The 26,967-nt window shown below is 63.8% G+C and carries 26 protein-coding genes and 1 riboswitch; of the genes, 18 read left to right on the forward strand and 8 right to left on the reverse strand.

Features of this window, described 5'->3' with window-relative positions; genetic code table 11:
- Positions 1 to 66: 66 nt before the first annotated feature.
- The 3 genes from argJ (at position 67) to ACIPK7_RS11875 (ending at position 3,067) form a co-directional block, all read left to right on the forward strand.
- Positions 67 to 1,284 (forward strand): bifunctional glutamate N-acetyltransferase/amino-acid acetyltransferase ArgJ, encoded by a 1,218-nt coding sequence (gene argJ, locus ACIPK7_RS11865; protein WP_401087855.1) that lies wholly within the window; start codon positions 67 to 69, stop codon positions 1,282 to 1,284.
- Between the two features lie 131 nt (positions 1,285 to 1,415).
- Positions 1,416 to 2,045, forward strand: coding sequence for a glutathione S-transferase family protein (locus ACIPK7_RS11870; RefSeq protein WP_401087857.1), 630 nt, complete (start codon positions 1,416 to 1,418; stop codon positions 2,043 to 2,045).
- Positions 2,046 to 2,116: 71 nt separating this feature from the next.
- Positions 2,117 to 3,067, forward strand: coding sequence for a Nudix family hydrolase (locus ACIPK7_RS11875; protein WP_401087859.1), 951 nt, complete (start codon positions 2,117 to 2,119; stop codon positions 3,065 to 3,067).
- 62 nt (positions 3,068 to 3,129) lie between these two features.
- Here the strand turns inward: ACIPK7_RS11875 and ACIPK7_RS11880 are convergent, their stop codons facing one another.
- From ACIPK7_RS11880 to ACIPK7_RS11895, 4 genes are all read right to left on the reverse strand, one after another.
- A complete protein-coding gene (locus tag ACIPK7_RS11880; RefSeq protein WP_081517502.1) occupies positions 3,130 to 3,702 on the reverse strand; it encodes a cob(I)yrinic acid a,c-diamide adenosyltransferase in 573 nt (190 codons plus the stop codon).
- A gap of 3 nt (positions 3,703 to 3,705) precedes the next feature.
- The gene (locus ACIPK7_RS11885) at positions 3,706 to 5,757 is read right to left on the reverse strand and encodes an ATP-binding protein (protein ID WP_192431790.1); all 2,052 of its coding nucleotides are present in this window, start codon (positions 5,755 to 5,757) and stop codon (positions 3,706 to 3,708) included.
- Positions 5,758 to 5,818: 61 nt separating this feature from the next.
- Complete coding sequence (locus ACIPK7_RS11890; RefSeq protein WP_401087861.1) at positions 5,819 to 6,730, reverse strand: putative 2-dehydropantoate 2-reductase; 912 nt, start codon at positions 6,728 to 6,730, stop codon at positions 5,819 to 5,821.
- Between the two features lie 38 nt (positions 6,731 to 6,768).
- A complete protein-coding gene (locus ACIPK7_RS11895; protein WP_401087863.1) occupies positions 6,769 to 7,734 on the reverse strand; it encodes a response regulator in 966 nt (321 codons plus the stop codon).
- Positions 7,735 to 7,894: 160 nt separating this feature from the next.
- On the opposite strand from ACIPK7_RS11895, the gene ACIPK7_RS11900 reads away from it, so the two are divergent.
- Both ACIPK7_RS11900 and ACIPK7_RS11905 read left to right on the forward strand, forming a co-directional pair.
- Entirely contained in the window at positions 7,895 to 8,374 is a 480-nt protein-coding gene (locus ACIPK7_RS11900) for a YajQ family cyclic di-GMP-binding protein (RefSeq protein WP_138521343.1), read from the forward strand.
- 141 nt (positions 8,375 to 8,515) lie between these two features.
- Positions 8,516 to 9,361, forward strand: coding sequence for a mechanosensitive ion channel family protein (locus ACIPK7_RS11905; RefSeq protein ID WP_401087865.1), 846 nt, complete (start codon positions 8,516 to 8,518; stop codon positions 9,359 to 9,361).
- Positions 9,362 to 9,434: 73 nt separating this feature from the next.
- Here the strand turns inward: ACIPK7_RS11905 and ACIPK7_RS11910 are convergent, their stop codons facing one another.
- Both ACIPK7_RS11910 and ACIPK7_RS11915 read right to left on the reverse strand, forming a co-directional pair.
- Positions 9,435 to 11,243, reverse strand: a complete 1,809-nt coding sequence (locus ACIPK7_RS11910) for an AmpG family muropeptide MFS transporter (RefSeq protein WP_401087867.1) — start codon at positions 11,241 to 11,243, stop codon at positions 9,435 to 9,437.
- A gap of 42 nt (positions 11,244 to 11,285) precedes the next feature.
- Positions 11,286 to 11,660, reverse strand: coding sequence for an MGMT family protein (locus ACIPK7_RS11915; protein WP_192431529.1), 375 nt, complete (start codon positions 11,658 to 11,660; stop codon positions 11,286 to 11,288).
- 193 nt (positions 11,661 to 11,853) lie between these two features.
- Between ACIPK7_RS11915 and ACIPK7_RS11920 the strand changes: the two genes are divergently transcribed.
- Positions 11,854 to 12,855: a DUF481 domain-containing protein gene (locus tag ACIPK7_RS11920; RefSeq protein WP_401087869.1), complete on the forward strand. Its 1,002-nt coding sequence runs from the start codon at positions 11,854 to 11,856 to the stop codon at positions 12,853 to 12,855.
- Positions 12,856 to 12,938: 83 nt separating this feature from the next.
- Here the strand turns inward: ACIPK7_RS11920 and ACIPK7_RS11925 are convergent, their stop codons facing one another.
- Entirely contained in the window at positions 12,939 to 13,697 is a 759-nt protein-coding gene (locus tag ACIPK7_RS11925; protein WP_138212327.1) for an SDR family oxidoreductase, read from the reverse strand.
- A 107-nt stretch (positions 13,698 to 13,804) separates the two neighbouring features.
- Here ACIPK7_RS11925 and ACIPK7_RS11930 point away from each other — a divergent pair, with 107 nt between their 5' ends.
- The 12 genes from ACIPK7_RS11930 (at position 13,805) to ACIPK7_RS11985 (ending at position 24,550) form a co-directional block, all read left to right on the forward strand.
- Positions 13,805 to 14,542: a HugZ family protein gene (locus ACIPK7_RS11930; RefSeq protein WP_401087871.1), complete on the forward strand. Its 738-nt coding sequence runs from the start codon at positions 13,805 to 13,807 to the stop codon at positions 14,540 to 14,542.
- An 88-nt stretch (positions 14,543 to 14,630) separates the two neighbouring features.
- Entirely contained in the window at positions 14,631 to 15,098 is a 468-nt protein-coding gene (locus tag ACIPK7_RS11935) for an FxsA family protein (protein WP_192431526.1), read from the forward strand.
- A 235-nt stretch (positions 15,099 to 15,333) separates the two neighbouring features.
- The gene (locus ACIPK7_RS11940; protein ID WP_009617968.1) at positions 15,334 to 15,627 is read left to right on the forward strand and encodes a co-chaperone GroES; all 294 of its coding nucleotides are present in this window, start codon (positions 15,334 to 15,336) and stop codon (positions 15,625 to 15,627) included.
- A gap of 48 nt (positions 15,628 to 15,675) precedes the next feature.
- Positions 15,676 to 17,316: a chaperonin GroEL gene (gene groL, locus ACIPK7_RS11945; RefSeq protein WP_192431525.1), complete on the forward strand. Its 1,641-nt coding sequence runs from the start codon at positions 15,676 to 15,678 to the stop codon at positions 17,314 to 17,316.
- A 73-nt stretch (positions 17,317 to 17,389) separates the two neighbouring features.
- A riboswitch (Fluoride riboswitch) is annotated at positions 17,390 to 17,452 on the forward strand.
- Positions 17,453 to 17,516: 64 nt separating this feature from the next.
- Positions 17,517 to 17,900 (forward strand): fluoride efflux transporter CrcB, encoded by a 384-nt coding sequence (gene crcB / locus ACIPK7_RS11950; protein WP_192431524.1) that lies wholly within the window; start codon positions 17,517 to 17,519, stop codon positions 17,898 to 17,900.
- Positions 17,901 to 18,049: 149 nt separating this feature from the next.
- Complete coding sequence (locus ACIPK7_RS11955) at positions 18,050 to 18,733, forward strand: response regulator transcription factor (protein ID WP_045209652.1); 684 nt, start codon at positions 18,050 to 18,052, stop codon at positions 18,731 to 18,733.
- Complete coding sequence (locus ACIPK7_RS11960; RefSeq protein WP_401087875.1) at positions 18,723 to 19,997, forward strand: sensor histidine kinase; 1,275 nt, start codon at positions 18,723 to 18,725, stop codon at positions 19,995 to 19,997. Before ACIPK7_RS11955 ends, ACIPK7_RS11960 begins: the two co-directional genes overlap by 11 nt.
- Positions 19,998 to 20,079: 82 nt before the next feature.
- Positions 20,080 to 20,751, forward strand: a complete 672-nt coding sequence (locus ACIPK7_RS11965) for a class I SAM-dependent methyltransferase (protein WP_192431522.1) — start codon at positions 20,080 to 20,082, stop codon at positions 20,749 to 20,751.
- 3 nt (positions 20,752 to 20,754) lie between these two features.
- Entirely contained in the window at positions 20,755 to 21,459 is a 705-nt protein-coding gene (locus ACIPK7_RS11970; RefSeq protein WP_138521379.1) for a lipopolysaccharide kinase InaA family protein, read from the forward strand.
- Entirely contained in the window at positions 21,456 to 21,680 is a 225-nt protein-coding gene (locus ACIPK7_RS11975) for a hypothetical protein (protein ID WP_081517518.1), read from the forward strand. Before ACIPK7_RS11970 ends, ACIPK7_RS11975 begins: the two co-directional genes overlap by 4 nt.
- Before the next feature lie 90 nt (positions 21,681 to 21,770).
- Complete coding sequence (pncB, locus tag ACIPK7_RS11980; RefSeq protein WP_401087878.1) at positions 21,771 to 22,970, forward strand: nicotinate phosphoribosyltransferase; 1,200 nt, start codon at positions 21,771 to 21,773, stop codon at positions 22,968 to 22,970.
- A gap of 95 nt (positions 22,971 to 23,065) precedes the next feature.
- Positions 23,066 to 24,550, forward strand: a complete 1,485-nt coding sequence (locus ACIPK7_RS11985; protein WP_192431520.1) for a helicase HerA-like domain-containing protein — start codon at positions 23,066 to 23,068, stop codon at positions 24,548 to 24,550.
- Between the two features lie 215 nt (positions 24,551 to 24,765).
- Here the strand turns inward: ACIPK7_RS11985 and ACIPK7_RS11990 are convergent, their stop codons facing one another.
- A complete protein-coding gene (locus tag ACIPK7_RS11990; RefSeq protein ID WP_401087880.1) occupies positions 24,766 to 26,655 on the reverse strand; it encodes a methyl-accepting chemotaxis protein in 1,890 nt (629 codons plus the stop codon).
- Between the last annotated feature and the right edge of the window lie 312 nt (positions 26,656 to 26,967).

Here is a 26,967-nt window from a genome sequence, read left to right on the forward strand (position 1 = left end):
TTTTCACATCTGATCCACTGATTCGTCTTACTGACTCGATTCACTGACTAGATAGGAGCGCGCCACATGGCTGTTGGTCTCGGCCCCATGTCCACCCTGCACCCGGTTCCCGGTTTCGAACTCGGCATCGCCTCTGCCGGCATCAAACGACCCGGCCGCAAGGACATCGTGGTGATGCGCTGCGCCGAAGGCTCCACCGTGGCCGGTGTGTTCACCACCAACGCCTTCTGCGCCGCCCCGGTAATCCTGGCGCGCAAGCGCTTCCTGGGGCCGGTGCGCTACCTGCTGACCAACACCGGCAACGCCAACGCCGGCACCGGCGAGCCCGGCCTGGCCAACGCCACCCGCACCTGCGCCAAGCTGGCCGAGCTGGCTGGCGTACCGGAAAACGCCGTGCTGCCGTACTCCACCGGCGTGATCGGCGAACCGCTGCCGGTCGAGAAGATCGAAGCCGCACTGCCGGCCTCGCTGGCCAACCTGTCTGTGGATAACTGGGCCGACGCCGCTGCCGGCATCATGACCACCGACACCCTGCCCAAGGGCGCCAGCCGCCAGTTCCAGCATGACGGCGTGACCATCACCGTCACCGGCATCAGCAAGGGCGCCGGCATGATCAAGCCGAACATGGCCACCATGCTCGGTTACATCGCCACTGACGCCAAGGTTGCCCAGGGCGTGCTGCAGGACCTGTTGCGCGACGCGTCGAACAAGTCCTTCAACCGCATCACCATCGATGGCGATACCTCCACCAACGACTGCTGCATGCTGATCGCCACCGGCCAGGCCGCGCTGCCGGAAATCACCGCCGCCAGCGGCGCGCTGTTCGCCGCGCTGAAGCAGGCCGTGCTGGAAGTTTCCATGGAACTGGCCCAGGCCATCGTCCGCGACGGCGAAGGCGCCACCAAGTTCGTCACCGTGCAGGTGAATGGCGGCGCGACTCACCAGGAGTGCCTGGACGTCGGCTACGCCGTGTCCCACTCGCCGCTGATCAAGACCGCGCTGTTCGCTTCCGACCCGAACTGGGGTCGTATCCTCGCGGCCGTCGGCCGTGCCGGCGTGCCTGACCTGGACGTGAGCCTGATCGACGTGTTCCTCGATGACGTGGCCATCGCCAGCCGTGGCTGCCGCGCCACCAGCTACACCGAGGACCAGGGCGCCAAAGTCATGGCCCAGGAAGAGATCACCATCCGCATCGATCTCGGTCGCGGCACCTGCAGCGAGACCATCTGGACCACTGACCTGTCCCACGAGTACGTGAAGATCAACGCGGAATACCGTACCTGATCGACGCGTGAGCGCTGGCACCTCGTTGCCCTCGCATTCCCGATTTTCATCGAAGGATGAAAATCGGGAATTTGTTTTCATGACGGCAGCACTCTAAGGTCTCCTGACTGACCTTCAAGAGCATCGCGTCCATGTCCCTTACCCTGATCATCGGCAGCAAGAACCTCTCCTCCTGGTCCCTGCGCGGCTGGCTGGCCATGCAGCTCACCGGCGCCGAGTTCGAGGAAATCCTCATTCCCCTCGGTGGGCAGGATATCTCGCGGCGCATCCGCGAGCACTCGCCCAGCGGCAAGGTGCCGGCGCTGAAGTGCGAGCACGGGCTGATCTGGGATTCCCTGTCGATTGCCGAATACCTCGCCGAACGTTTCCCCGAAGCTCACCTCTGGCCCCGGGGCGAAGCGGCCCGCGCACTCGCACGCACAGTCTGCGCAGAGATGCACAGCGGCTTCATGGCGCTGCGTTCGCACATGCCCATGGACATCCAGCGCAACCAGCCGCTGACCAACGTGCCCGACGCGGTGGAGGCGGATATCGCCCGTGTCGTCGAACTCTGGACGTTGTGCCGCCAGCAGTTCGGCCAGGACGGTCCGTTCCTGTTTGGCCACGCCAGCATCGCGGATGCCTTCTATGCGCCTGTTGCCACGCGCCTGCACAGCTACTGCGTGACCCTGCCGATCGAGGCGCAGAACTACGTCGATGCGATCTATGCCTGGCCGGCCTTCCGTCCCTGGCTGGAAGCGGCGATGGTCGAACGCGCCTGAACCCGGTCGCCAATGACGGTAGAATGCCCCTCTGCGCGGGCCCTGCCTGAATCGGATTGAGGAGTAGCACTGTGAAACGAGTACATGTCGCCGCCGCCGTGATTCGCGGACTCGATGGCCGGGTGCTGATCGCCCGCCGTCCGGACGACAAGCACCAGGGCGGTCTCTGGGAGTTTCCCGGTGGCAAGGTGGAAGAGGGTGAAGCAGTGCAGGTCGCCCTGGCCCGCGAGCTGAAGGAAGAACTCGGCATCGACGTCGAGCAGGCGCGCCCGCTGATCCGGGTGCAGCACGACTACAGCGACAAGCATGTGCTGCTGGATGTCTGGGAAGTCTCCGCTTTCTCCGGTGCGCCCCATGGCGCCGAGGGCCAGCCTCTGGCCTGGGTCGCCCCGCGCGACCTGCCGGACTACGAATTCCCGGCAGCCAACGAGCCCATCGTGCAGGCCGCGCGCCTGCCGGATCGCTACCTGATCACCCCCGATGGCCTGGAAATCCCGCAACTGGTGCAGGGCGTGCGTGCCGCTGTCGCCAGTGGTATCCGTCTGATCCAGCTGCGCGCGCCGAACATGTACAGCCCCGAGTACCGCGACCTCGCCGTCGACGTGCAAGGCCTGTGCGCCGGCAAGGCGCAGCTGATGCTCAAGGGGCCGCTGGAGTGGCTGGGAGACTTCCCGGCGGCCGGCTGGCACCTGACCTCCAAGCAACTGCGCAAGTACGCGCCCAACGGCCGGCCGTTCCCCCGTGAGCGTCTGCTGGCGGCTTCCTGTCACAGCGCCGAGGAACTGGAGCTGGCGGCGCGCATGGGCGTGGATTTCGTCACCCTGTCGCCGGTGCAGCCCACCGAGAGTCATCCGGGTGAGCCGGCACTGGGCTGGGAAGCGGCGGCAGAGCTGATCGATGGCTTCAACCAGCCGGTGTTCCTGCTCGGTGGGGTCGGCCCGCAGGACGTCGAGCGTGCCTGGCAGGCCGGTGCGCAGGGCGTGGCGGGTATTCGTGCGTTCTGGCCGAAAAGCGAAGGCTGATCGGCACTTTGCGCGGGGCGGCGAGGGGTATCGCCGCGCCCACGCCATCCTGCAGAGCTCGGTCAGGCGGGCTTTTCGGCGGCCTGCCAGAGAATCTCTTCCACGCCCTGGCGGCGGGCGATGAAGCGTGCGGCGACGAACAGCAGGTCGGATAGCCGATTCAGGTAGCGCAGGCCTGCGCCTTCCAGTGGCTCCTCCGCATTCAGTTGCTGGCAACGACGTTCGGCGTTGCGCGCCTGGGCGCGGCACAGGTGGGCGAGGGCGACCAGGCGTGAGCCGCCGGGCAGGATGAAGTTCTTCAGCGGCCCGAGTTCCTCGTTCCAGCGGTCGATCACCTGCTCCAGGCGCTCCACTTCGGCATCGTTCAGCGCGCGGTATTCCGGCATCGCTAGCTCACCGCCCAGGTCGAACAGGCGATGCTGGATCGGCGCCAACACACCGATCACTTCTTCCAGGGCGCTGCTGCGCGCTTCGTGCAGCCCGGCCAGCAATAGGCCGAGGTGGCTGTTCAGCTCATCCACTGCGCCCATGGCTTCCACGCGCGGATGGTGTTTGGGCACCCGCCGGCCGTCGGCCAAGCCGGTTTCTCCGGCATCGCCGGTACGGGTGTATATCTTCGACAGGCGATTGCCCATGGCTCAATGCTCCTTGTCGCCTTGTGCCAAGAGTGGCAGCGGCGGGGAAATCTCGGCGGCCAGCGGCAGACGGATGGTGAAGCAGGTGCCCACGCCCAGTTCGGACTGCACCTCCATCTGCCCTTTGTGGTTGTTGGTGACGATGAAATACGAGACCGACAGGCCCAGCCCCGTGCCCTGGCCGACTTCCTTGGTGGTGAAGAAGGGCTCGAAGATGCGCTTGCGCACGTTCTCCGGCATGCCGCAGCCGTTGTCTTCCACGTGGATTTCCGCCCACGGTGGGTTGAGCCGGGTGCGCAGGGTGATGCGGCCGTATTCGCCTTCCTCTTCGTCGTCGCGCAGGTGGATGGCCTGGGCGCCGTTCTTCAGCAGGTTGAGCAGGACCTGTTCGATCTCGTTGGCGATGACTGGCACCGGACCCAGTCGCGGGTCGTACTCGTGGACGATCTCCAGCGACTTGAAGTCGAAGCCGCCGGTGAGGTCGAAGTCGTTTCCGGCAATCTCCACCGCCTGTTCCAGCAGCGCTGGCAGCTCGCAGGCTGCCATCTGGCGGTGGCTGCGGCGGCTGAAGGAGAGCATGTGGGTGACGATCTTCGCGGCGCGAGAGCCGGCGTACTGGATGCCATCCATCAGCTTGGGAATCTCCCGCGCCTCCAGGTAGTGGTTGAGGTCGTCCAGGCGCACGCCCACTTCGCCGGCCACTTCGAGGTTCTTCGGCAGGTCCTGAGACAGTCGCCGGCGGATGTTCTGCACGTTGTGCAGGATGGCGCCCAGCGGGTTGTTGATCTCGTGGGCCATGCCGGCGGCCAGGCCTCCGACGGAGAGCATCTTCTCCGACTGCACCATCATCTCTTCCATCCCAAGGCGGTCGGTGATGTCGTCGATGCGGATCACCGCGCCGCGGCCGGTGCCGCCCATCAGTGGGTAGAAGGTCAGGGCGTAGTGGCGCGGCGCATCGGTAAGGGCCCAGGTGACGCGTTCGACGCGCTCGACCTTGTGCTGCTCGGCGGCGCGGGTGAGCTGCGGCAGGAAGGGCTTGAGCGACGGGAAGGCCAGGAACACCGGCTGGTTCACCGCATCGTCCAGGCTGGTGCCGGAGAGCTGGCTGGCTTCCTGGTTCCACTGGGTGACGTAGAGCTGCTCGTCCACCGCGATCAGCGCCGAAGGCATGGAGTCGATGATGCTGTTGAGGTAGTGCTGGAAGCCGGTGAGCTTCTTCTCGATCTTGCTGCGCACCTGGACTTCCAGCTCCAGCTTGCGGTTCGAGCGGCGGGTTTCCTCGGCCAGCGACTGGGCCTGTTCCACGGCTTCCTGGGCGTCGTCACGGGCGCGCTTGAGCTGCTGCTCTCGGGCCTCGATGCGGGTCAGCATGGTGTTGAAGGCGTCAGCCAGACGGCCGATCTCGTCGGCATTGCCGCGCTCGGCGCGCAGGGCGTAGTTCTCTTCGCGGGTGACCTGGCGCGAGAGCTCTTCCAGGCTGCGGATAGGCCGGGTGATCAGGCGGCGGATCTGCTGGGCGATGAGCAGCCAGAGCAGCACCGAGACCGCGAGAATGACCAGGCTGGCGGTCAGCGTGCCGGTGTAGAAGGCGCCAGGCAGCTCGCTGCTCGCCACCAGCAGCAGGTAGCCGCTGTTGCGGCCGGCCTGGGGCAGCTCGAATAGCGCGTTGAGTCGGTATTCGTGCTGGCGCCAGCGCTCCAGGTGGTCCAGGCGCTCGGGCAGGGCCACCGGGCCGTTGCTCGGCGTCTGCGCGATGCGCTCGCCATTGCTGTCGTAGAGCGCGGCGGCGCGCAGCGGCTGGTAGTCATCCAATTGACGCAGCAGCACCTGTGCCTGGGTGGGCGAGGACAATGCCGGCTCGCTGAGCGCCGGGTTGGCGATCAGTCGGCCGATGGTCTGCAAGGCCTGGGGCGCGACGCTGTCCTGGGATATCCAGTAGGCCGCGCTGATGAAGGCGAGGTTGGCTACCAGCATCACGGTCGCCAGCAGCACCAGCAGGGCGGCGAGGATTTTCTGGCCGACCGGCAGGTCTTCCAGGCGCTGGCGCAGGTTCATGGGTGAAGGCATGGGCGCGTCAAAGAGAAAAAACAGGGGAGGCGGGCAGGGTAGCCCGCCGTCAGTTGTCGGGCAATCCGCGGGCCACCAGGTAGGCCCGCAGACGCTCGTGCAGGGCGTGCAACTGCGGCAGTGCGAGGTGCCGGCGGTCGCCCTCTTGGCAGGCGTGCCCGAGCAGGTAAGCGATCTCGCTGCGCCGGCCCTTGGCGACGTCCTGGTACATGGACGAGAAGTTCGCTGCGGTAGCGGCGATCACCCGCTCCACGTCGCCCTGCAGCTCCCGTGCGGCGGCGGAGTAGCCGGCGGCATGAAGCAATTGGCCCAGCTCGTCGCAGAGCTCGGCGACTTCGCCGGGATGGCTGGCCAGCTCACCATTGCGGCATTGGTGCAACACGGTGAGCGGGTTGATCGCGCAGTTCAGCGCGACCTTTCGCCATAGGCGTTCGAGTATGTCGTCGCTCCACTGCACGGGAATCTCCGCGCGGCGTAGGTCGGCCAGCCATTCCGGCTCGGGGCCGGCCTGTTCGTCGCCCAGCCAGGTCTGTCCCTGACCTGCGAACACTACGCGGAAGTCGGCTTCGCGGTAGGCACCTTCGGTGCTGGATGCATACAGGCAGCGGGCACGGGGCAGGTGGGCGCTGACCGCCTGCTGGCTCCCCAGGCCGTTCTGCAGCAGGATCAGTTCGGCGCCCGGGGCCAGGCGCGCGGCCACGCTGGCGGCGGCGGATTCGGCGTCGTAGGCCTTACAGGCCAGCAACAGGCGCTGGATCGGCGCGCCCTGGGCGGCGGTTTCCGCCGGAATGGGGTAGAGGCTCTCGCGGCCGTCTTCCACCAGGGTGACACCGCCGAGGGCGCGGTAGGCATTGAGGCGCTGGCGGTCACGCAGCAGCAGGCGCACCGGCAGGCCGGAGCGGGACAGGCGGGCGGCCCATAGGCAACCGAGGCTGCCGGCGCCGAGGATGGTCCAGGTCATGGGAGGAACTTCGCGGATTCGGGGGCTTACCGCGAAGTTTAGCGCAGGCCGGTCAGGCGGCTGGCGTTGATTCGCCCGCTGGCAAAGGCATCGGGCAGCAGCGCGCGGCCTTGCTGCATCAGTTGTTCGACCTCCAGCGGCAGCGCCTTGGCGTCAAGCCCCACCAGGCTGATGCCGGCCTTGAGGGTGATGAAGCCCTCGCTGGTCTTGAACGCCTTGAGGTTCAGGCCTTCGTGCAGGCGGCGGAAGCTGCTCGGCGAGCATTCCTGCAGGTCTTCGAGCAGGGTAATCAGGGCGAAATGCTGGCCATCGATGCGTGCCAGGACATCCAGCGGCCGCACCAGTTGCTGCAGGCGCCGGGCGACGCCATGGAGCAGTTCGTTCTGGAACGACTGGCCGTGCTTCTGCCCCAGTTCGGCCAGTTCCGGCAGGCCGATCAGCATGTAGCAAACCGCGCCGCCACGGGATTCCACCTGGCGGATGCTGTCGGCCAGCTTTTGCTTCAGGTAGCGCTGGTTGCCCAGCCCGGTGGCGCTGTCGACCAGGTTGCGCTCCTCCAGGCTGGTGATGTTCTCGGTGAGGAGGCGGTTTTCCATCAGCAGGCGCTGCAGGGTGTTGCTCAGGCGGTCGGCGGCCAGTACACGGGGCACCAGTTGCTCGTTCATCGCCGACTTGCTGACGAAGTCATCGACGCCGCGGTCGAAGGCTTCGGCCAGGGCGTTGTCGCCCTCCTTGCCGGTGAGCAGGATGATGTAGGTGTAGTGATCGCCGCTCTCGTCGAGCTGGCGTACCCGCGCGGTCAGCTCCAGGCCGTCCATCTCGGGCATCAGCCAGTCGGCGAGCAATACGCTCACTGGCTCCTTTTCCAGCAGGTCGAGCGCTTCGCTGGCGCTGCTGGCGAAGCGTACGTTCTGATAGCCCGCCTGGCTCAGCGCGCGGCCGATCATGGCGCTGGAGAACTTGGCATCGTCGACCACCAGAATGCTGAGATGGTTGGTTGGCATGGAAAGGAATGTCTCGCAAACGGGTGGGAAATGCCGACTCTCAGTGTCAGAGGCCGGGCGCGGTCTTGTCTGTCAGTTATAATGACCGCGCATTTTTATCGTCAAGCCAGGCTCGATGCTGACTGTGAACCGCATCGCGCCGTCCATCTGGAGAGATGTCATGCCTTCGTTCGACGTGGTGTCCGAACTGGACAAACACGAACTGACCAACGCCTTGGATAACGCCACCAAGGAACTGGACCGCCGTTTCGACCTGAAGGGCAAGTGCAGCTTCGAGGCCAAGGAAAAGTCCATCACCCTGACCGCCGAGGCGGATTTCATGCTCGAGCAGATGCTCGACATTCTTCGCTCCAGCCTGGTCAAACGCAAGATTGACGCACAGTGCATGGAAGTGAAGGACTCCTTCGCCTCCGGCAAGGTGGTCAAGCAGGAAGTCGACTTCCGCGAGGGCATCGACAAGGATCTGGCGAAGAAGATCGTCGCCCTGATCAAGGACAAGAAACTCAAGGTACAGGCCGCCATCCAGGGCGAGCAGGTACGTGTCACCGGCAAAAAGCGCGACGACCTGCAGGAAGCCATCGCGCTGCTGCGCGGCGAGTCCCTCGGCATGCCGCTGCAGTTCAACAACTTCCGCGACTGATGCGCGCTGCGACGAAAAGCTGCGGAACCTCACCGCCCGCCTGACGTCGCAGTAAGAGAGTCGCCCGGCGAACTCCCGACCGCCATGGCTTGCCATGGCGGTTTTGTTTTTGGAATGGCAATAGACAAGGGGCCTGTATCCATGGATATGAATTACGAGCAGATCATGATCAGCGCGGAGGCCTGGACACCGGTCGTCCTCGCCTATCTGGGCAATGCCACGCTGGCGCTGCTGACCCTGCTGATCGGTTGGTGGGTGATCAACCTGTTCACCCGTCGTGTGGGCGGGGTGATGTCCACCAAGCATGTGGACAAGACGCTGCAGGGCTTCATCGGCAGCATGGTGAACATCATCCTGAAGATCCTGCTGATGGTCAGCGTGGCTTCGATGATCGGCATCCAGACCACCAGCTTCGTCGCGGCCATCGGTGCGGCCGGCCTGGCCATCGGCTTGGCGCTGCAAGGCAGTCTGTCGAACTTCGCCGGCGGTGTGCTGATCCTGCTGTTCCGTCCGTTCAAGATCGGCGACTGGATCGAAGCGCAGGGCGTTTCCGGCACCGTGGACAACATCATGATCTTCCACACCGTGCTGCGCACCGGTGACAACCGCACCGTGATCGTGCCCAACGGCGCGCTGTCCAACGGCATCATCACCAACACCTCGACCCAGAGCACCCGCCAGGTGACCTTCGACGTGAAACTGGCCTTCGATGCCGACCTGGACGGCGCACGCTCCATCCTCCAGGAGCTGGCGGACGATCCGCGCGTGCTCAAGTCGCCGGCGCCGGTGGTGGTGGTCGCGGGCCTGGGCGAGAACTCGGTGACCCTGTCGCTGCGCCTGTGGACCGCCAATGCCGACTACTGGGGCGTTACCTTCATGCTTAACGAGCAGGTGCGCCTGCGTCTGCGCGATTCCGGCATCGACCTGGCGCCGAACAAGGTGGTGCGAGTGGTCAAGGGCGAAGAGGACGCCGTCCTGGCGGACTGATCCCGCGCCGCAGGAACGAAAAAAGGCCGGCATTTGCCGGCCTTTTTCATGGGCGCTGATCCATTATCGAGGGTCAGTGGCGTTCGGCGCTGGGCTGTTGCGCTGGCGCCTCCGTGGCTTCCTCGGCTGCACCGTTGACGATGTTGTTCTTGCGGCGCAGCCACAACCAGCCGATCAGCAGCAGCGTGGGGATGCCGAGCAGGGCGGTGAAGAAGAAGAACCGCTCGTAGCCCATGCTCTCGACCATGGCGCCGGAGTAACCACCGATGAAGCGCGGAAGCAGCAACATGGTGGAGCTGAGCATGGCGTACTGGGTTGCGGAGAACTTCAGGTTGGTCAGGCTCGATAGGTAGGCGACGAAGGCCGAGGTGGCGAGGCCGCCGCTGAAATTGTCGAGCATGATGGTCACCACCAGCATGGTGACGTGGGGTTCCAGCACCTTGAGCAGGGCGAAGACGTTCTGCCCCATCAAGTGCGGGTCGTCGATCGCGCCCATCTGCGCCAGCATGGCGAACAGCAGGTTGGTCCCGGCCGAGGCCGCGCCCCCGATGAAGAGGATCGGCAGGATGCTGAAGCGGGCGATCAGCACGCCACCGGCCGCAGCACCCACCAGAGTCATGACCACGCCGAACAGCTTGCTGACGGTGGCGATGGTGTCCTTGGAGAAGCCCATGTCGATGTAGAACACGCTGGCCATGGTGCCCATGACGGTGTCGGACATGCGGTAAGTGGAGATCAGCCCGAGCAGCAGCAGCGCCTGCCAGCGGTAGCGGCGGACGAACTCGGTGATGGGCGTCAGCACCGGTGCCATCAGCAGGCGGCCGGGCGCGGAAATACAGCTCAGGGCGATCAGCAGGTACAGGATGGCGAGCCACCACTTGCCGGCTTCGGCCATGTTGATGAAGGCGGCACCGGTGACCAACAGAATGATCAGTACGATCACCGATACGGCCTGGTGGACGAAGTCGAACTGCGGCAGGCCCCGTCCGTGCACGGCCAGCAGCAGCGGGCGACGTACCTTCGATAGCAGATCGCGGACCGGGCGGATCTGCCGGCGGCCGTGGGGCGTCATGCAGATGCCGATGAAGATCGCGTACAGCGCGGCTCGCGGCCAGGCCTGGGCGGTCAGGGCGGTGAGCATGGCCGGTACGGAGATCAGCAGCACCAGCAGCGTCAGCACCGAGAGCAACTGGTGGTTGAAGGCGAAGGCCGAACTGCCGGCCTGCGGCTGCACGTTCACCGGTGGCTCTTTCATCAGCAGCGTAGTGATCAGGCCGGGCAGGATGGCCAGTGAGCACACCGCGTAGGTAAGGGCCCAGGCCGACTGGCTGTAGTGCAGGGCGCTGGAGCCAGCCCACTCGGCGAGGAATAGCACGCCAGCGGTGGCGAATAGCACCGCGACCCGGTAGCCGGTCATGTAGCACGCGGCCAGAGCGGCTTGGCGGGTGTTCTCGGCGATCTCCAGGCGGTAGGCGTCGATGGCGATGTCCTGGGTGGCCGAGGCGAAGGCCACTACCATCGCCAGGGCGATCAGCCAGTTCAGGTGCGCCTGCGGGTTGCACAGGGCCATGCCGAGAAGGCCGATGGCTATCAGCCCCTGGGAGAACACCAGCCAGGAACGACGGCGCCCCAGGCGGCCGATGAAGGGCAGGCGCCATTGGTCGAGCATGGGCGACCACACCCACTTGAAGGCGTACACCAGCCCGATCCAGCTGGCGAAGCCGATGGTTTCCCGAGCGACACCCGCTTCACGCAGCCACACCGAGAGGGTGGAAAGCACCAGCATGTACGGCAGGCCGGCGGCGAAACCCAGCAGCAAAAGCGCGAGGCTGGCGGGAGACTTGTAGGCAATCCATGCCTCGCGCCAGGAATGCTCTTTCATGGGGGGTGTTTTCCAGCAGGACGAAAAATTACGCGAACTCTACTAGGACTGCTCGCCGCTAGGCCAGCCGTGCCGACGTATGTCCACCCGATCGTTATGGATTCTGACACCCTCTGCACGCAATCGTGCGCGCTGTTCGTTACCCGAAACGGTGCCGATTGGCAGGCTGATGCGCCCACCGGCGGCGATCACCCGATGCCAGGGCAAGCGCGTGCCTTCGGGCAATTGGCTGAGGATACGTCCTACAAGCCGCGCGGAGCGGCCCAGGCCTGCGAGGCGCGCTACATCACCATAGGTGATGACGGAGCCTTCGGGCACCTGGGCAATGACCAGGAAGATTGCTTCGCGGCGCACCTGCAGGCTTTCCAGGCCGAGGTCAGTCACCGGTGCGCTGGCTGGGGGCTTTGGCTTGGGCATCGAATGCACCGCAATAGAGGGGCTGGCGCTCAGCATATCGGCTGGTGCCGCCCTGACAAGTCGGCTCGTTTGTCAGACCCATCTGTCAGTCATTGTGAACTCCCTGCAACTGGGTCGGTCAGTCGTTGCTCTAGTGTCGGGTATCTGGATAATGCCCGGCTTTTTGCCCATTCCATCCAGTTGAATTCGACTCATGTTCTCCAGAAACCTGCTCTGTGTTGCCCTCGCATCCTGTTCCCTTTCCGCCTTTGCCGACACCGTCTGGCTGAAGAATGGCGATCGTCTCAGCGGCACCATCAAGCTGTATGACGGTGGCAAGCTGCTGCTGGCGACCGACTACGGCGGAGAAATCACGCTCAAGGCGGACAAGATCAAGACGCTGGAGACCGATCAGAACCTGCTGGTGAAGTACGACGAGGAAACCGGCGAGCACTCCAAGGGCCTGAAGGCGTCCGACCAGGGCAAGGTCACGCTGGTCAATGGTGAGGCGCGTACGGTGGAGTTGGCGAAGATCGAGCAGATGATGCCGCCCAAGCCGATCCTCGAAGATTGGGTGTGGACCGGCAACGTCGACTTCTCCCTGGACCACAAGCAGGCCGAGAACGATGTCGAGGATTACGACATCGACTTCAAGACCAACGCCCGCCACGGCCGCTGGCGCCACAATTTGCAGGGCGAGTACAACCGCGAGAAGAAGGACGATCAGGTCAGTACCAACAATTATTCCGCGCAATACGCGCTGGACCGCTTCCTCGACGAGCACTGGTTCTGGCAGGGCCAGGCGCAGTACAAGCGCGACTGGATCGAGGACCTGCAGAAGAAACGCACCGTCGGTACCGGCCCGGGCTACCAGTTCTGGGACAACGAGCTGGGTGCGTTCTCCCTGGCGACCCTGGTCAACCGCAACGACTACGAATTCGTCGACGACGAGAAATCCCACTTCTACAGCACCAGCTTGAAGTGGGACTACAACCGTTACCTGCTGGCCAAGCAGTTCGAGGTGTTCACCAACGGCGAAGTCAGCAAGCCGCTGGAGTCCAACGTGGAGTACGAACTGGAGAGCGAGGCGGGCATCCGCTACAAGCTGACCTCCTGGGCGTCCCTGAGCTTGAAGGCCGAGTGGGACAAGCTCAGCGGCAACGACGGCGACGTCAACGAGCGCCGGTACACCCTCGGCCTGGGTGTGGGCTGGTAACTCTTCGCCTCGACCGGCTCCGCTCTACAAGAACGGCAATAAAAAGCCCCGCACCTGGCGGGGCTTTTTCATGGGCGGGCGGATTACAGACGCAGGCCGCCGTCCAACTCCAGCACGCGGCCGGTGTAGTAGTCGTTCTCGAGGATGTAAGCCACCGAGTGGGCGATTTCCAGCGGCTTGCCCAGGCGCTTGAGCGGAATGCCGGAGGTCATCTTCTCCAGGGCCTCTGGCTTCATGCTGGCGACCATGTCGGTCTCGATGAAGCCAGGAGCCACGCCCGCCACGCGGATGCCGTAACGTGCCAGTTCCTTCGCCCACACCACTGTGTCGGCGGCGACGCCGGCCTTGGCCGCGGAGTAGTTGGCCTGGCCCATGTTGCCGGCGCGGGAGATGGAGGAGATGTTGACGATCGCGCCTTCGTTCTTCAGCTCGATCATCTTCGCCGCCACTTCGCGGGTGCAGAGGAACACACCGGTCAGGTTGACGTCGATCACCGCCTGCCACTGGGCCAGGCTCATCTTGCTCAGCTCGCCGTCCTTGACCTTGATGGTCAGGCCGTCACGCAGGATGCCGGCGTTGTTGACCAGGCCGTTGATGGCGCCGAAGTCGCTGGCGACCTGGGCCACCATGTGGGTAACCTGTTCTTCATTGGCGACGTTGCACAGATAGGCGCGGGCGTCACCGCCGGCGGCCTTGCAGGCAGTCACGGCTTCGTCCAGTTTTTCGGCATTGAGGTCAACCAGCGCGACGCGCGCGCCCTTGCCGGAGAGGTATTCGCCCATGGCGCGGCCCAGGCCCTGGCAGCCACCGGTGATGATGATGACCTTGTCTTTCAATTGCATCGGAACAACCCCACGAACAGTTTCTGGTGGAAGGCCTCGCCGGCAGCTGTGCACAGAGTCAGTCCTGCCCGTCCGTTTACGACGGATTCTTTGCGAGGAGTCATAAGTTGAGCGTGAAAGCTGCCAAGCATGCCCGAGAACTGCTGCTCAAGGAATACCGCGGCGTCCTCTCCACCCACTCGAAGAAGTGGCCCGGATTTCCCTTCGGCTCGGTGGTGCCGTATTGCCTGGACGAAGCAGGCCGCCCGCTGATCCTGATCAGTCGCATCGCCCAGCACACCCATAACCTGCAGATGGACGGCAAATGCTCGCTGCTCATCGGCGAGCGCGGCGTCGACGACATCCAGGCCGCGGGCCGCCTGACACTGCTGGCCGAGGCGCTGCTGATCGAAGATGTCGACGCCATCGCCGGCGCCGCCGAGCGCTACTACCGTTATTTCCCCGGCTCGCAGGACTACCACATCGTCCACGACTTCGATTTCTGGGTGCTGGAGCCGGTGCAGTGGCGCTACATCGGTGGCTTCGGCGATATCCACTGGTTAGGTGCCAACAGCGTGCCGCTGGCCAATCCCTTCGTCGGCGAGGTGGAGAAGAGCATGGTCGAGCACATGAACAGCGACCACGCCAATGCCATCGAGCACTACGTCGAGCTGGCCGGTTTGCCTGCCGGGGCGGCTCCGCAGATGTCGGGAATTGATACTGAAGGCTTCCACCTGCGCATCGGCCAGGGCCTGCACTGGCTGCCGTTCCCGGCGACCTGCGGCAACGCCGGCGCGGTGCGCCAGGCGCTGGTGCAACTGGCCAAGGCGGACGTCTGGCCGGGCAACGAGGTGATCCAGGCCTGATCTGTCTCTCGGCTCATCCCTTGAAATCGGTACGGGGCGTCGCCACCTAGCTTTCTACCCGGGCAATGACCCCGCCAAGGATTCATCGATGCGAGTTCCCCTGTTTCTGATTCTTCTGTTCCCGCTGATCGAGCTGGCCGTGATGATCAAGGTCGGCAGCGTGATCGGCGTGGGCTGGACCCTTCTGCTGATCATCGCCGGCGCCTTCATCGGCGCCGCGGTGCTGCGCGTGGCCGGCGTCGCCACCGCGCTGCGTGCCCGCGAGCGGCTGAACCGCGGCGAGCTGCCCGAGCAGGAAATGCTCGAAGGCCTGGTCATCGCCTTGGGCGGCGGCCTGCTGATGCTGCCGGGCTTCATCAGCGACGTTGTCGGTCTGTTCTGCCTGATTCCCTTCACCCGCCGCCTGATGCTTGGCCGCGTGCGCCAGCGCATGCAGGAGCAGGCCGAGCGCCGTCGCGCCTTCGCCGACGACCCGGCCGCCCAGCACCGCAGCGGCCCAAGCGTGATCGAAGGCGAATACCAGCGCCGCGAGGAAGATCGCGACCGCCTGCGTTGAGAGTGGGGCGGTTTCGCTCGCCTGAAGCACCCGCCGTTAGCAAAAATTTTTTCGTCACACACTTGAAATGCCTTGTAGCGACCTTATGTACCGGTCACCGCAAGGTCCCTGTCGACGACAGGCTGCTCTTTTCGCGACTCGCCCGTCGGGTCGCAAACCGGCACCGCCGGATTCAATAAAACCTGCCGGACATCGATCCGGCCGTTGGAAATCACAGTTTGGGAGAGTTACGACTATGAAGCTTCGTCCTCTGCATGACCGCGTCGTCATCCGTCGCAGCGAGGAAGAGACCAAGACCGCAGGCGGCATTGTGCTGCCGGGTTCCGCCGCCGAGAAGCCGAACCGCGGTGAAGTGGTCGCTGTTGGTGCCGGCCGTGTCCTGGACAACGGCGAAGTTCGCGCCCTGGCCGTGAAAGTGGGTGACAAGGTGGTCTTCGGCCCGTACTCGGGCAGCAACGCCATCAAGGTCGACGGTGAAGAACTGCTGGTGATGGGCGAGTCCGAGATCCTCGCCGTCCTGGAAGACTGATTCCGCGTCCTATCCAACCCACTGAATTCGATTTAGAGGAAACAGAACATGGCTGCTAAAGAAGTTAAGTTCGGCGATTCCGCCCGCAAGAAAATGCTGGTCGGCGTAAACGTCCTGGCCGACGCGGTTAAAGCGACCCTCGGCCCGAAAGGCCGTAACGTCATCCTGGACAAGAGCTTCGGCGCTCCGACCATCACCAAGGACGGCGTTTCCGTCGCCAAGGAAATCGAACTCAAAGACAAGTTCGAGAACATGGGCGCCCAACTGGTGAAAGACGTGGCCTCCAAGGCCAACGACGCTGCCGGTGACGGCACCACCACCGCTACCGTCCTGGCTCAGGCCATCGTCAACGAAGGCCTGAAGGCCGTCGCTGCCGGCATGAACCCGATGGACCTCAAGCGCGGCATCGACAAGGCCACCATCGCCATCGTTGCCCAGCTGAAGGACCTGGCCAAGCCGTGCGCCGACACTAAAGCCATTGCCCAGGTCGGCACCATCTCCGCCAACTCCGACGACTCCATCGGCAACATCATTGCCGAAGCCATGGAAAAAGTCGGTAAAGAGGGCGTGATCACCGTTGAAGAAGGCTCGGGCCTGGAAAACGAACTGTCCGTCGTAGAAGGCATGCAGTTCGACCGCGGCTACCTGTCCCCCTACTTCATCAACAAGCCGGACACCATGGTGGCCGAGCTCGACGGCCCGCTGCTGCTGCTGGTCGACAAGAAGATCTCCAACATCCGCGAAATGCTGCCGGTCCTGGAAGCTGTCGCCAAAGCCGGCCGTCCGCTGCTGATCGTGGCTGAAGACGTCGAAGGCGAAGCCCTGGCTACCCTGGTCGTCAACAACATGCGTGGCATCGTCAAGGTCGCGGCCGTCAAGGCTCCGGGCTTCGGCGACCGCCGCAAGGCCATGCTGCAGGACATCGCCATCCTGACCGGCGGTACCGTCATCTCCGAAGAAGTCGGTCTGAGCCTGGAAGGCGCCACCCTGGAGCACCTGGGCAACGCCAAGCGCGTGGTCCTGAGCAAGGAAAACACCACCATCATCGATGGCGCTGGCGCTCAAGCCGACATCGAAGCTCGCGTCCTGCAGATCCGCAAGCAGGTCGAAGAGACTTCCTCCGACTACGACCGTGAGAAGCTGCAAGAGCGTCTGGCCAAGCTGGCTGGCGGTGTTGCCGTGATCAAGGTTGGCGCTGCCACCGAAGTCGAGATGAAAGAGAAGAAAGCCCGCGTTGAAGACGCCCTGCACGCTACCCGCGCTGCAGTGGAAGAAGGCGTGGTGCCTGGCGGCGGCGTCGCCCTGGTGCGCGCTCTGCAAGCCATCGAAGGCCTGAAGGGCGACAACGAAGACCAGAACGTCGGTATCGCTCTGCTGCGTCGCGCCGTTGAAGCTCCGCTGCGCCAGATCGTTGCCAACTCCGGCGACGAGCCGAGCGTAGTGGTCGACAAGGTCAAGCAGGGTTCGGGCAACTTCGGCTACAACGCTGCTACCGGCGTGTACGGCGACATGATCGAGATGGGTATCCTCGATCCGGCCAAGGTCACCCGTTCGGCTCTGCAAGCTGCTGCCTCCATCGGCGGCCTGATGGTCACCACCGAGGCCATGGTTGCCGAAGTGGCTGACGACAAGGCTGCTCCGGCCATGCCGGACATGGGCGGCATGGGTGGCATGGGCGGCATGATGTAAGCCACCCGGTACCTGCTGTAAGAAAAAGCCCCGCCTAGGCGGGGCTTTTTCATGGGCGTCGGATATGCCAGACTGCGCGGCAGGAGATGGCATTCCTCCTTCAACCGCCCTTGTGGCTGATGATGCCTACGCATAGACCTGGAAAGGCGCGTAGGCGCTAGCCTGCAGCCTGTCCAAGACACCTTTCCCAGGACAGGACCATGTGGAAATCCATTCTCGCCGTCTCCCTCGGAGCCGCCCTTGGCGCACTGCTGCGCTGGGTGCTCGGGCTCAAGCTCAACACCCTCCTGCCGTCCATGCCGCCGGGCACGGTGGTCGCCAATCTGGTCGGCGGCTACATCATCGGCGCGGCCATCGCCTTCTTCGCCAACTCCCCCGGCCTGGCGCCAGAATGGCGGTTACTGATCATCACCGGCTTCTGCGGTGGCCTCACCACCTTCTCGACCTTCTCGGCGGAAGTCGTCGTGCTGTTGCAGCAGGGGCGGCTGGCCTGGGCGATGGGAACGATTGCCACGCACCTCGCCGGCTCGCTGCTGATGACCCTGGCCGGGCTCTGGTCGGTGCAGGCACTGATGGGGCGCTAGGCGGTTCGGCAGCAGGACGCCACCCATCAGGCCGGATCTGTGCGGGCGGCTTGATGAAATCGACGGATCAAATGTGAAAAATCCGTCAAAGGCGCTTAAGTTCTATTTAAGCTGTTTACGCTAGGATGCATCGCGTTCGAGGAGAGCCTATGCGCATTTTGTTGGTTGAAGACAATCGGGACATCCTGGCCAATATGGCCGACTACCTGGGCCTGAAAGGCTACACGGTAGATTGTGCCCAGGACGGCCTGTCCGGATTGCACCTTGCGGCGACGTCCCATTACGACCTGATTGTGCTGGACGTGATGCTGCCGGGGCTGGACGGCTTCACCTTGTGTCGCCGCCTGCGCGAAGATGCACGCCGCGACACCCCGGTGATCATGCTCACCGCCCGCGATCAGCTGGACGATCGCCTGCAGGGCTTCCGTTCCGGCGCCGACGATTACCTGCTCAAGCCCTTCGCGCTCTCCGAGCTGGCCGCACGCATCGAAGCGGTCCTGCGCCGCAGTCAGGGAGGCGGTCGTCGCGAGCTGCAGGTCGCCGACCTGAGCTACAACCTCGACACCCTCGAAGTGAACCGTGCCGGCAAGCCGCTCAAGCTCAACCCCATCGGCCTCAAGCTGCTAGCGGTGCTGATGCAGAAGAGCCCCCATGTAGTCCGCCGCGACGTGCTCGAGGAAGCCGTCTGGGGTGATGACTGCCCCGACAGCGACAGCCTGCGCAGTCACGTTCACCAGTTGCGCCAGGTGATCGACAAGCCCTTCGGTTCCTCCCTGCTGCACACGGTGCATGGCGTCGGCTACAAGCTGGCGGAGGAAACGCATGGAGTATAAGCAGAGCCTTTCCCGACGGATTGTCTTTGCCTTCGTACTCATGACCGCCGCCGTTGGTGGCCTGTTTTCGGTAGGAATCGTCGGCGTCGTCCACATCGTCGAAGAACGCCTGATCTCCCGCGACCTGGGCGGCGAACTGGACCGCATCATCAATGAGGACCTGGGGAACGGCCAGGCTCCGAAACTCGATCCCGGTATGCGTTTCTTCATCAGTGATGGCGCGGGCGTCTATGCCATGCCGCCGGCACTGCGCAGGCTGGAGGAAGGCTTCCACGAAGTCTTCGACGGCGAATTGTCCTTCCATGCGCTGGCGCGCGACGTCGATGGTCGCCGCTTCGTCCTGCTGCAGGACCAGAGTGACTTCGAGGCGCGTGAGCAGATCCTCTACGCCTCCGTGGTCACCGGTTATGTGCTCAGTCTCGCCTTGTCCGGAGTGCTGGGCTGGCTGTTGGCGCGCAAGGTCATGGAGCCGGTGTCGCGCCTGGCGCGCCAGGTCCGTCACCGAGACCAGTTGCTGGAGCTGGCGCCGCCCATGTCGCCGGATTATGCCAACGACGAAGTGGGCGAGCTGGCAGCGGCCTTCGATTACGCCATGGGTCGGCTGCACGACGTGCTGACCCGGGAGAAGCTTTTTACCAGCGACGTCAGCCATGAGCTGCGCACGCCGTTGATGGTGATTGCTACCAGCTGCGAACTGCTCGCGGAAGAGCCTGGGCTGGGGCCGCGGTCACGCGCCCAACTGGCTCGGATGAGTAGCGCGTGCGAGGAAATGCGTGATCTGGTGCAGACCTTCCTGATGCTTGCCCGTGCGCAGCGCAAGGACATGGCCATCGTGCCACAGGCTGGATTGAGGAAAATCGGTGACGAATTGGTCGCGCAGTGGCGCGGTCCCATCGAGGCGAAGGGGCTGACCCTGGAATACAACGTCCACCAGGAAATGCCCGGGCAGTTCAATGCACCGTTCCTGCGCTCGGTAATGAGCAATTTACTGCGCAATGCCATGCATTATACCGAAAGCGGCAGCATCCGCTTACAACTTGGCCCGAACGGATTCTGGGTCGAAGACACCGGCGCCGGCATCCCGGAAGAACAGCGCGAGCGCGTATTCCAGCCATTTGTGCGCGGCCAGAACCCGCGTGGTGAGGGGCTTGGGCTGGGGTTGTCGTTGGTCAAGCGGATCTGCGCCTCCGAAGGCTGGGACGTCACGTTGCGTCCAGCCGAACCCCATGGCTGTCGCTTCGAAGTTCGCCTAGCCGTCGTTTGACAAAAACTTCACAAGTGCGTGACCCGGCTGTGACAGGCTGGTTTGTATCGTTCGCCCTGAATTCGGGAAAGGTAAATATCCGATGACTGAAAAACCCGTCGACCTGGAGTTCTCCCAAAAGTACGACCGCCAGCACGCAGAGCGTTACCTGCGCAAGCACCAGGCCGGACTCTCCAGGAAACTTTCCCACTGGCGCGATGTCCAAATCGCCCGCCAGGCTCTCAAGCTTGCCGGCCAGCCCAATCTGGTGCTCGACCTTCCGTGCGGCGCCGGGCGCTTCTGGTCGATGCTGGCCGAGAAGGAGAACCGGGTGATCATCGGGGCGGACAATTCCCCGGACATGATCGCCGTTGCCTGCGCCGGTCAACCGAATGAGGTTGTAAAACGCGTCCGACCTTTGCAGACTTCGGCGTTTGCCATTGATCTGCCCGACAATGCCGTCGATAGCATTTTCTCGATGCGCCTGATGCACCATATCGGCGAATCTGACGATCGTTTGACGATGTTGCGCGAATTTCACCGCGTAACTCGCGATTCGGTGATCCTGTCGATGTGGGTCGATGGCAACTTCAAGTCCTGGAAACGTGCGCGCGCCGAGTCAACTCGCAAGAAACACGCCTACCAGAACCGCTTCGTGATTCCTGCCAAGACCATCGAGGCGGAGTTCCGCCAGGCTGGTTTCAAGGTCCAGGATCACATTGATTTCGTCCCGCTCGTTCATATGTGGCGGGTCTACATTCTGCGTAAGGAGTGATGGATGGCCGTTGATCTGGCATCGCTGCAGCAAATTTCCGGTGAGAACGCCATCGACCGTTGGCTCCAGGTGCCCGGCAAATGGGTCGAGGAACCCAACCGTCGGCGCGGTGGCGAAAGCGGCGTGCAGCGAGTCCTGACCTCCGACGGCCGGATGCTCTATCGCAAGCAGCAGATGGGCCACATCTACCGTGACCTGCTGCACCCCTTCGGCTACCCCACCGCTATCCGCGAGCGCAATGCGCTGAAAGCCGCCGAAGCGCTGGGTGTGAAAGTGCCGACCCTGGTCTACGCAGGCTGCCGCAAGGTGGATGGCGAATGGCAGGCCCTGCTGGTCACCGAGTCCCTGGACGGTTTCAGCAGCCTGGAAGACTGCTACGCCCGTGGCGACCAGGAGCGTTGGGGCGAAGCCCTGCACCAAAGAATTCTGCAACATTACGGTAGTACCCTTGCAAAGCTTAATGCCGGCCGTTGGCAGCATGGCTGCCTCTACCTGAAGCACGTGTTCGTGAAGGTGGATGGCGACAAGATCGAAGTGGCTCTGATTGACATGGAAAAAGCCCGCCAGCGCTTCAGCGCCCAGCGCGCCGCCCGTCACGATCTTCGCCAGGTAAAACGCCGCTCGTCGTGGACAGAGGCGCAATGGCAGGCCTTTGTCTATGGTTACCAAGCGGCGTTTGGCAGCGCCATCAAAGGGTTGCAGACATGAAGTTAGAAATTACGCGAGGTTTGCTCCTCATCGGCGCGCTCGGGGTGGCGACCCTGGCGGCGGCGGCCTGGCATGAGCCGGGGCCTTCGGTCATTTCCGGAAAAGGCGGCTTGGACAGTTGCCCGATGCCGCCCAACCTGCGCGCCAAGCAACAGGACATCCGTCCGGATGACGACCTGCTGCTTTTCCTGTTCGGGATGTCGCAGAGCAAAGCACGCTGATTTGTGGTTCCAACTCAAAACCCCGCCTCGGCGGGGTTTTTTGTGGGCGACGGGTTTAGACTGCCGGTTCAAGCCTGCAATGAGACGAGCATGAGCGACAGCGCATTTTCCCGGCGGATCGTGCAGAACCTGCTAGATACCGATTTCTACAAGCTGAGCATGATGCAGGCGGTGCTGCACAACTACCCCAACGCCGAAGTCGAATGGGAGTTCCGCTGCCGCAACGAAGAGGACCTGCGCGCCTACCTGGACCCGCTGCGCGAGCAGATCGAGCAGCTGTCGGAGCTTTCCTTCGCATCGCAGGACCTGGCCTTCCTCGAACGCATCCCCTTCTTCAAGCCTGACTTCATCCGCTTCCTCGGCCTGTTTCGCTTCAATCCGTGCTATGTGCAGCTGGGCGTAGAGAACGAGGAGCTGTTCCTGCGCCTGAAAGGCCCCTGGCTGCATGTGATTCTCTTCGAGGTGCCGTTGCTTGCGATCATCAGCGAAGTGCGCAACCGCCACCGCCATCCTGGCGTAACGCTGACGATGGTTCGCGAACGCCTGCAGGAGAAGTTCCACTGGCTGCGCAAGGAGGCAAGCGCCGAAGAGCTGGCTGGTTTCAAGATGGCCGACTTCGGCACCCGCCGACGCTTCTCCTATCCGGTGCAGGAAACCGTGGTACGCGACCTGCGCGATGGATTCCCCGGCCATTTCGTCGGCACCAGCAACGTCCATCTGGCGCGCGAGCTGGGGGTGAAGCCGCTGGGTACCATGGCCCACGAGTGGCTGATGGCGCATCAGCAGCTCGGCCCGCGGTTGATCGACAGCCAGGCCGCCGCCCTGGACGCCTGGGTTCGCGAGTATCGGGGCCAGCTGGGTATCGCCCTGACCGATTGCATCACCATGGATGCCTTCCTGGCGGACTTCGACCTGTACTTCGCCAAGCTCTTCGACGGCCTGCGGCATGACTCGGGCGACCCGCTGGAATGGGCGGAAAAGGCCGTCCGGCATTATGAGCACCTGGGTATCGACCCGCTGACCAAGACCCTGGTGTTCTCCGACGGCCTCAACCTGCCGCGCGCGCTGGAAATCTACCGGGCGCTGCGTGAGCGCATCGACGTCAGCTTCGGCATCGGTACCCATTTCACCTGTGATGTGCCGGGCGTGCAGCCGATGAACATCGTGCTGAAGATGACTGCCTGCAACGGCCATCCGGTGGCGAAGATTTCCGATGCGCCGGGCAAGACCCAGTGCAAGGACGAGAACTTCCTGCACTACCTCAAGCACGTCTTCAAAGTACCGGGGTAGCCGATTGCGCGGCGCGCCGGGACGCGCCACTCTTGTTCAAGCAGCGAACGCGACAGGCGCTCTGGCGCGAAAGGCACACTGAAGGGGAACAACGGATGTCAGCCACCAACGAACTCATTATCGGCGCAGGTCCTGACGGGCAGCCGGTCGGCCAGTCCTGGAAACTCGCCAACCGCCACGGCCTGATCGCCGGCGCCACCGGCACCGGCAAGACGGTGACGCTGCAGCATCTCGCCGAGTCCTTCAGCGACGCCGGCATCGCGGTGTTCGCCGCCGACATCAAGGGTGACCTGTGCGGCATCGCTGCCGCGGGCAATCCACAGGGCAAGGTGGCCGAACGCATCGCCAGCATGCCCTGGCTGAACCACAAGCCCCAGGCCTACCCGGTAAGCATCTGGGACGTGGCCGGGAAGACTGGCCACCCGCTGCGCACCACGCTGTCGGAGATGGGCCCGCTGCTGCTGGCCAACCTGCTCGAGCTGACCGAGAGCCAGCAGGCGGCGCTGTTTGCCGCGTTCAAGGTGGCTGACCGCGAAGGCCTGCTGCTGCTCGACCTGAAAGACCTCAAGGCGCTGCTCAACCACTTCAAGGAAAACCCGGACATCCTCGGCGAAGACCGTGCGTTGTTCACCGGCGCCTCGTCCCAGGCACTACTGCGGCGCCTGGCACTGCTGGAACAGCAGGGCGCCGAGGAGTTCTTCGGCGAGCCTGCGCTGCAACTGGAGGACCTGCTGCGTCCCGAGCCTGACGGCCGTGGCCGCATCCACCTGCTGGACGCCAGCAAGCTGGTGCATGACGCGCCCAAGGTCTATGCCACTTTCCTGCTCTGGCTGCTGGCCGAACTGTTCGAGCAATTGCCCGAGCGCGGCGACGCGGACAAGCCCATCCTCGCGCTGTTCTTCGACGAGGCGCACCTGCTGTTCAACGGCACGCCCAAGGCCCTGCAGGATCGCCTGGAACAGGTGGTGCGGCTGATTCGCTCCAAGGGCGTGGGCGTCTACTTCGTTACCCAGTCGCCCGGCGACCTGCCTGACGACGTGCTGGCGCAACTGGGCCTGCGCATCCAGCACGGCCTGCGCGCATTCACCGCCAAGGAACAGAAGTCCCTGCGCGCCGTGGCCGACGGTTTCCGGCCCAACCCGGCTTTCGACACCTTGAACGTGCTCACCGAGCTGGGTATCGGCGAAGCGCTGGTGGGCACTCTGGAAGAGAAGGGCACGCCCGCGATGGTGCAGCGCGTGGCTGTGGCGCCGCCGCAGTCGCGTATCGGCCCGCTGACCGATGCCGAGCGCGCCGACGTCATCCGCCGTTCGCCACTGGCCGGTCGCTACGATCAGCCGATCGACCGCGAGTCCGCCTACGAGAAACTGACCGGCCGCGCCGATAACAAGATGGCACCGACCGAGCGGAAGGAAGAGAAGGGCAGCGGCACCGATTTTGGTGACATGGCCGGTGAGATTCTGGGTTCACTGGCCAGCCAGGTCAGCAAGACGGTGGTGCGCCAGGCGGCCAACCAGATCGGCCGGCAACTGGTGCGCGGGTTGATGGGCGCGCTGCTGGGCGGTAGCAAGCGGCGGTGAAAGCCTGGGGCGTGTAGAGCACCCATGGCGGATAACCCGTTCCAGGTTATGCGCCCTTCGTCCTCCCTGTTGGCGGTGGACTCTGTGTGAAGCGGTTCGCGAGCAAGGACTAGGCGTCCCCCTCGGTCCTACGAAATGCTGCGGTTCCCTGTAGGAGCGAGCCTGCTCGCGAACAAAAAAGGCGCCCGAAGGCGCCTTTTTCGTGTCCGCAGGAATCAGATGCGGAAGCTGTCCACCAGATGACGCAGGCGCCCAGCCTGGTTCTCCAGGTCGGCGCAGGCGCGCAGGGTGGCCTGGAGGTTTTCCACACCTTCCTGGTTGAGGGTGTTGATCTCGGTGATGTCCATGTTCAGCGAGTCGACCACGGCGGTCTGTTCCTCGGTTGCAGTGGCCACCGACTGGTTCATCGAGTCGATCTCGCCGATGCGGTGGGTGACGCTGGCCAGGCGCTCGCCGGCGCGGTTGGCGATTTCCACGCTTTCCAGGCTGTAGCGCTGGCTCTCGGTCATGGTGTCCACGGCTTCGCGGGCGCCGATCTGCAGTTCTTCGATCATCTTCTGGATCTGCTGCGCCGATTCCTGGGCGCGGTGGGCCAGGTTGCGTACCTCGTCCGCCACCACGGCGAAGCCACGGCCGGCTTCACCGGCGCGGGCGGCTTCGATGGCGGCGTTCAGGGCCAGCAGGTTGGTCTGCTCGGAGATGCCCTTGATCACCTCCAGAATCTGCCCGATGTTCACCGTGCGGCTGTTCAGTGCTTCGATGTTGGCGCAGGCGGAGCTGATCTTGTCGGAGAGCTGGTTCATTGCGCTGATGGTCTGCTCGACCACTTGGCGGCCGTCGCCGGCCTGATGCGAGGCATCGGTGGCGTGGTGCGAGGCATCGGCGGCGTTGCGCGCGATCTCTTGGGCGGCGGCGCCCAGTTGATTGATCGCCGCGGCCACGCTGTTGGTACGGTTGGCCTGCTCGTCGGAGTTGCTCATGGAGGAGTTGGAGGCATTCACCACCAGTTGCGAGACGTCATGCAACTGGCGCGCAGTAGAGGCCACTTCGCGGATGGATTCGTGGATGCGTTCGACGAAGCGGTTGAAGGCATTGCCCAGCACGCCGAACTCGTCGTTGCTGGCGACCTTCAGGCGCTTGGTCAGGTCGCCTTCGCCCTGGGCGATGTCCTGCATGGCGCGGCCCATGGTGGTCAGCGGCTGCATCAGTACGCGGATCAGCATGCCCAGCAGGAGCAGGATAGCGACGATGGCAATCGCGGCAGCGATGATAGCCGAGGCGCGGAATTTGCTCAGCATGGAGTACGCCGCGTCCTTGTCGATGGACAGACCGATGTACCAGTTCACCGACGGCAGGCCCTTCACCTGGGTGAAGCTGAGGATGCGTTCGTGGCCGTTGAGTTCGGCCTCGCTGAAGCCGCTGCCGATCTTCGGCGTGTTCTGCGGGTAGATGTCCGCCAGCGTCTTCATGATCTGGTTCTTGTCCGGGTGCACAAGGATCTTGCCGTCGCCGCTGACCAGGAAGGCGTAGCCCATGCCGCTGAAGTCCAGCGAGTTGATGATCTGTACCAGGGTCTGCAGCCCCAGGTCGCCACCAACCACACCGAGGGTCTTGCCGCCTGCGCGGGCCGGAGTAGCCACAGTCATGATCAACTGCTGGGTGGCGGCGTCGATGTAGGGCTCGGTCAGCGTGGTGCCGCCTGCCGCGACGGCATCCTTGTACCAGGGGCGGGTGCGCGGGTCGTAACCGTCAGGCATGGCGCTGTTGGGGCGCATGGTGAAAGTGCCGTCTTCCTGGCCCAGGTAGGTGAAGTTGAAGGTCTTGCGCAGGGTGTCCTGCTCCAGCAGGTCCGCCAGGTGTTCGGGAGCGCTGTCGCGGGCAAGAGTCTGGGCGGTGCTTTCGATGAGCAGCAGCCGGCCGCTCAGCCAGTTCTGGATGTTGCTGGCGGTGACATCACCCATCTCCCGCAGGTAGTTCTCTAGGTCCTCGCGGATCGCGTTGCGCTGCAGGTAATCGTTGTAGAGGGTGAAGAGGGCGAATGCCGAGAAAACAACAAGAGAAGCGGCCAGGAGGATCTTATGGCTGAATTTCAGGCTCTTGATCATGCTGCGTCGAGTCCGGAGGTAGTGGGATGCCTGAACGGCGTTGGTCCGGGCGACAGATCCGGTGTCGCCGCAGAACGTCCGTCCCCGTGGTGTGAAACGGACGGCGCCGGCGCGGCGGATAGCCGTGCGGGCGTGGCCGGAACTCCCTTGTGCCGGCGGTGATGACAGGCCGGTTTGTTGGTTGGTATCAAAGGCCTTCACCCTTGATTTCGGCGTATCCGAGGGAAGCTTGAGGGAGTCGGACGAACGGTAGGAGTACCCCTGCGGCGGGTGTTTCAGCGGTGATACAGGTAGCCGTTCAGAACGGGATTC

The organism is Pseudomonas sp. NPDC086581, assembly GCF_044746165.1.
GTDB lineage: Bacteria > Pseudomonadota > Gammaproteobacteria > Pseudomonadales > Pseudomonadaceae > Pseudomonas.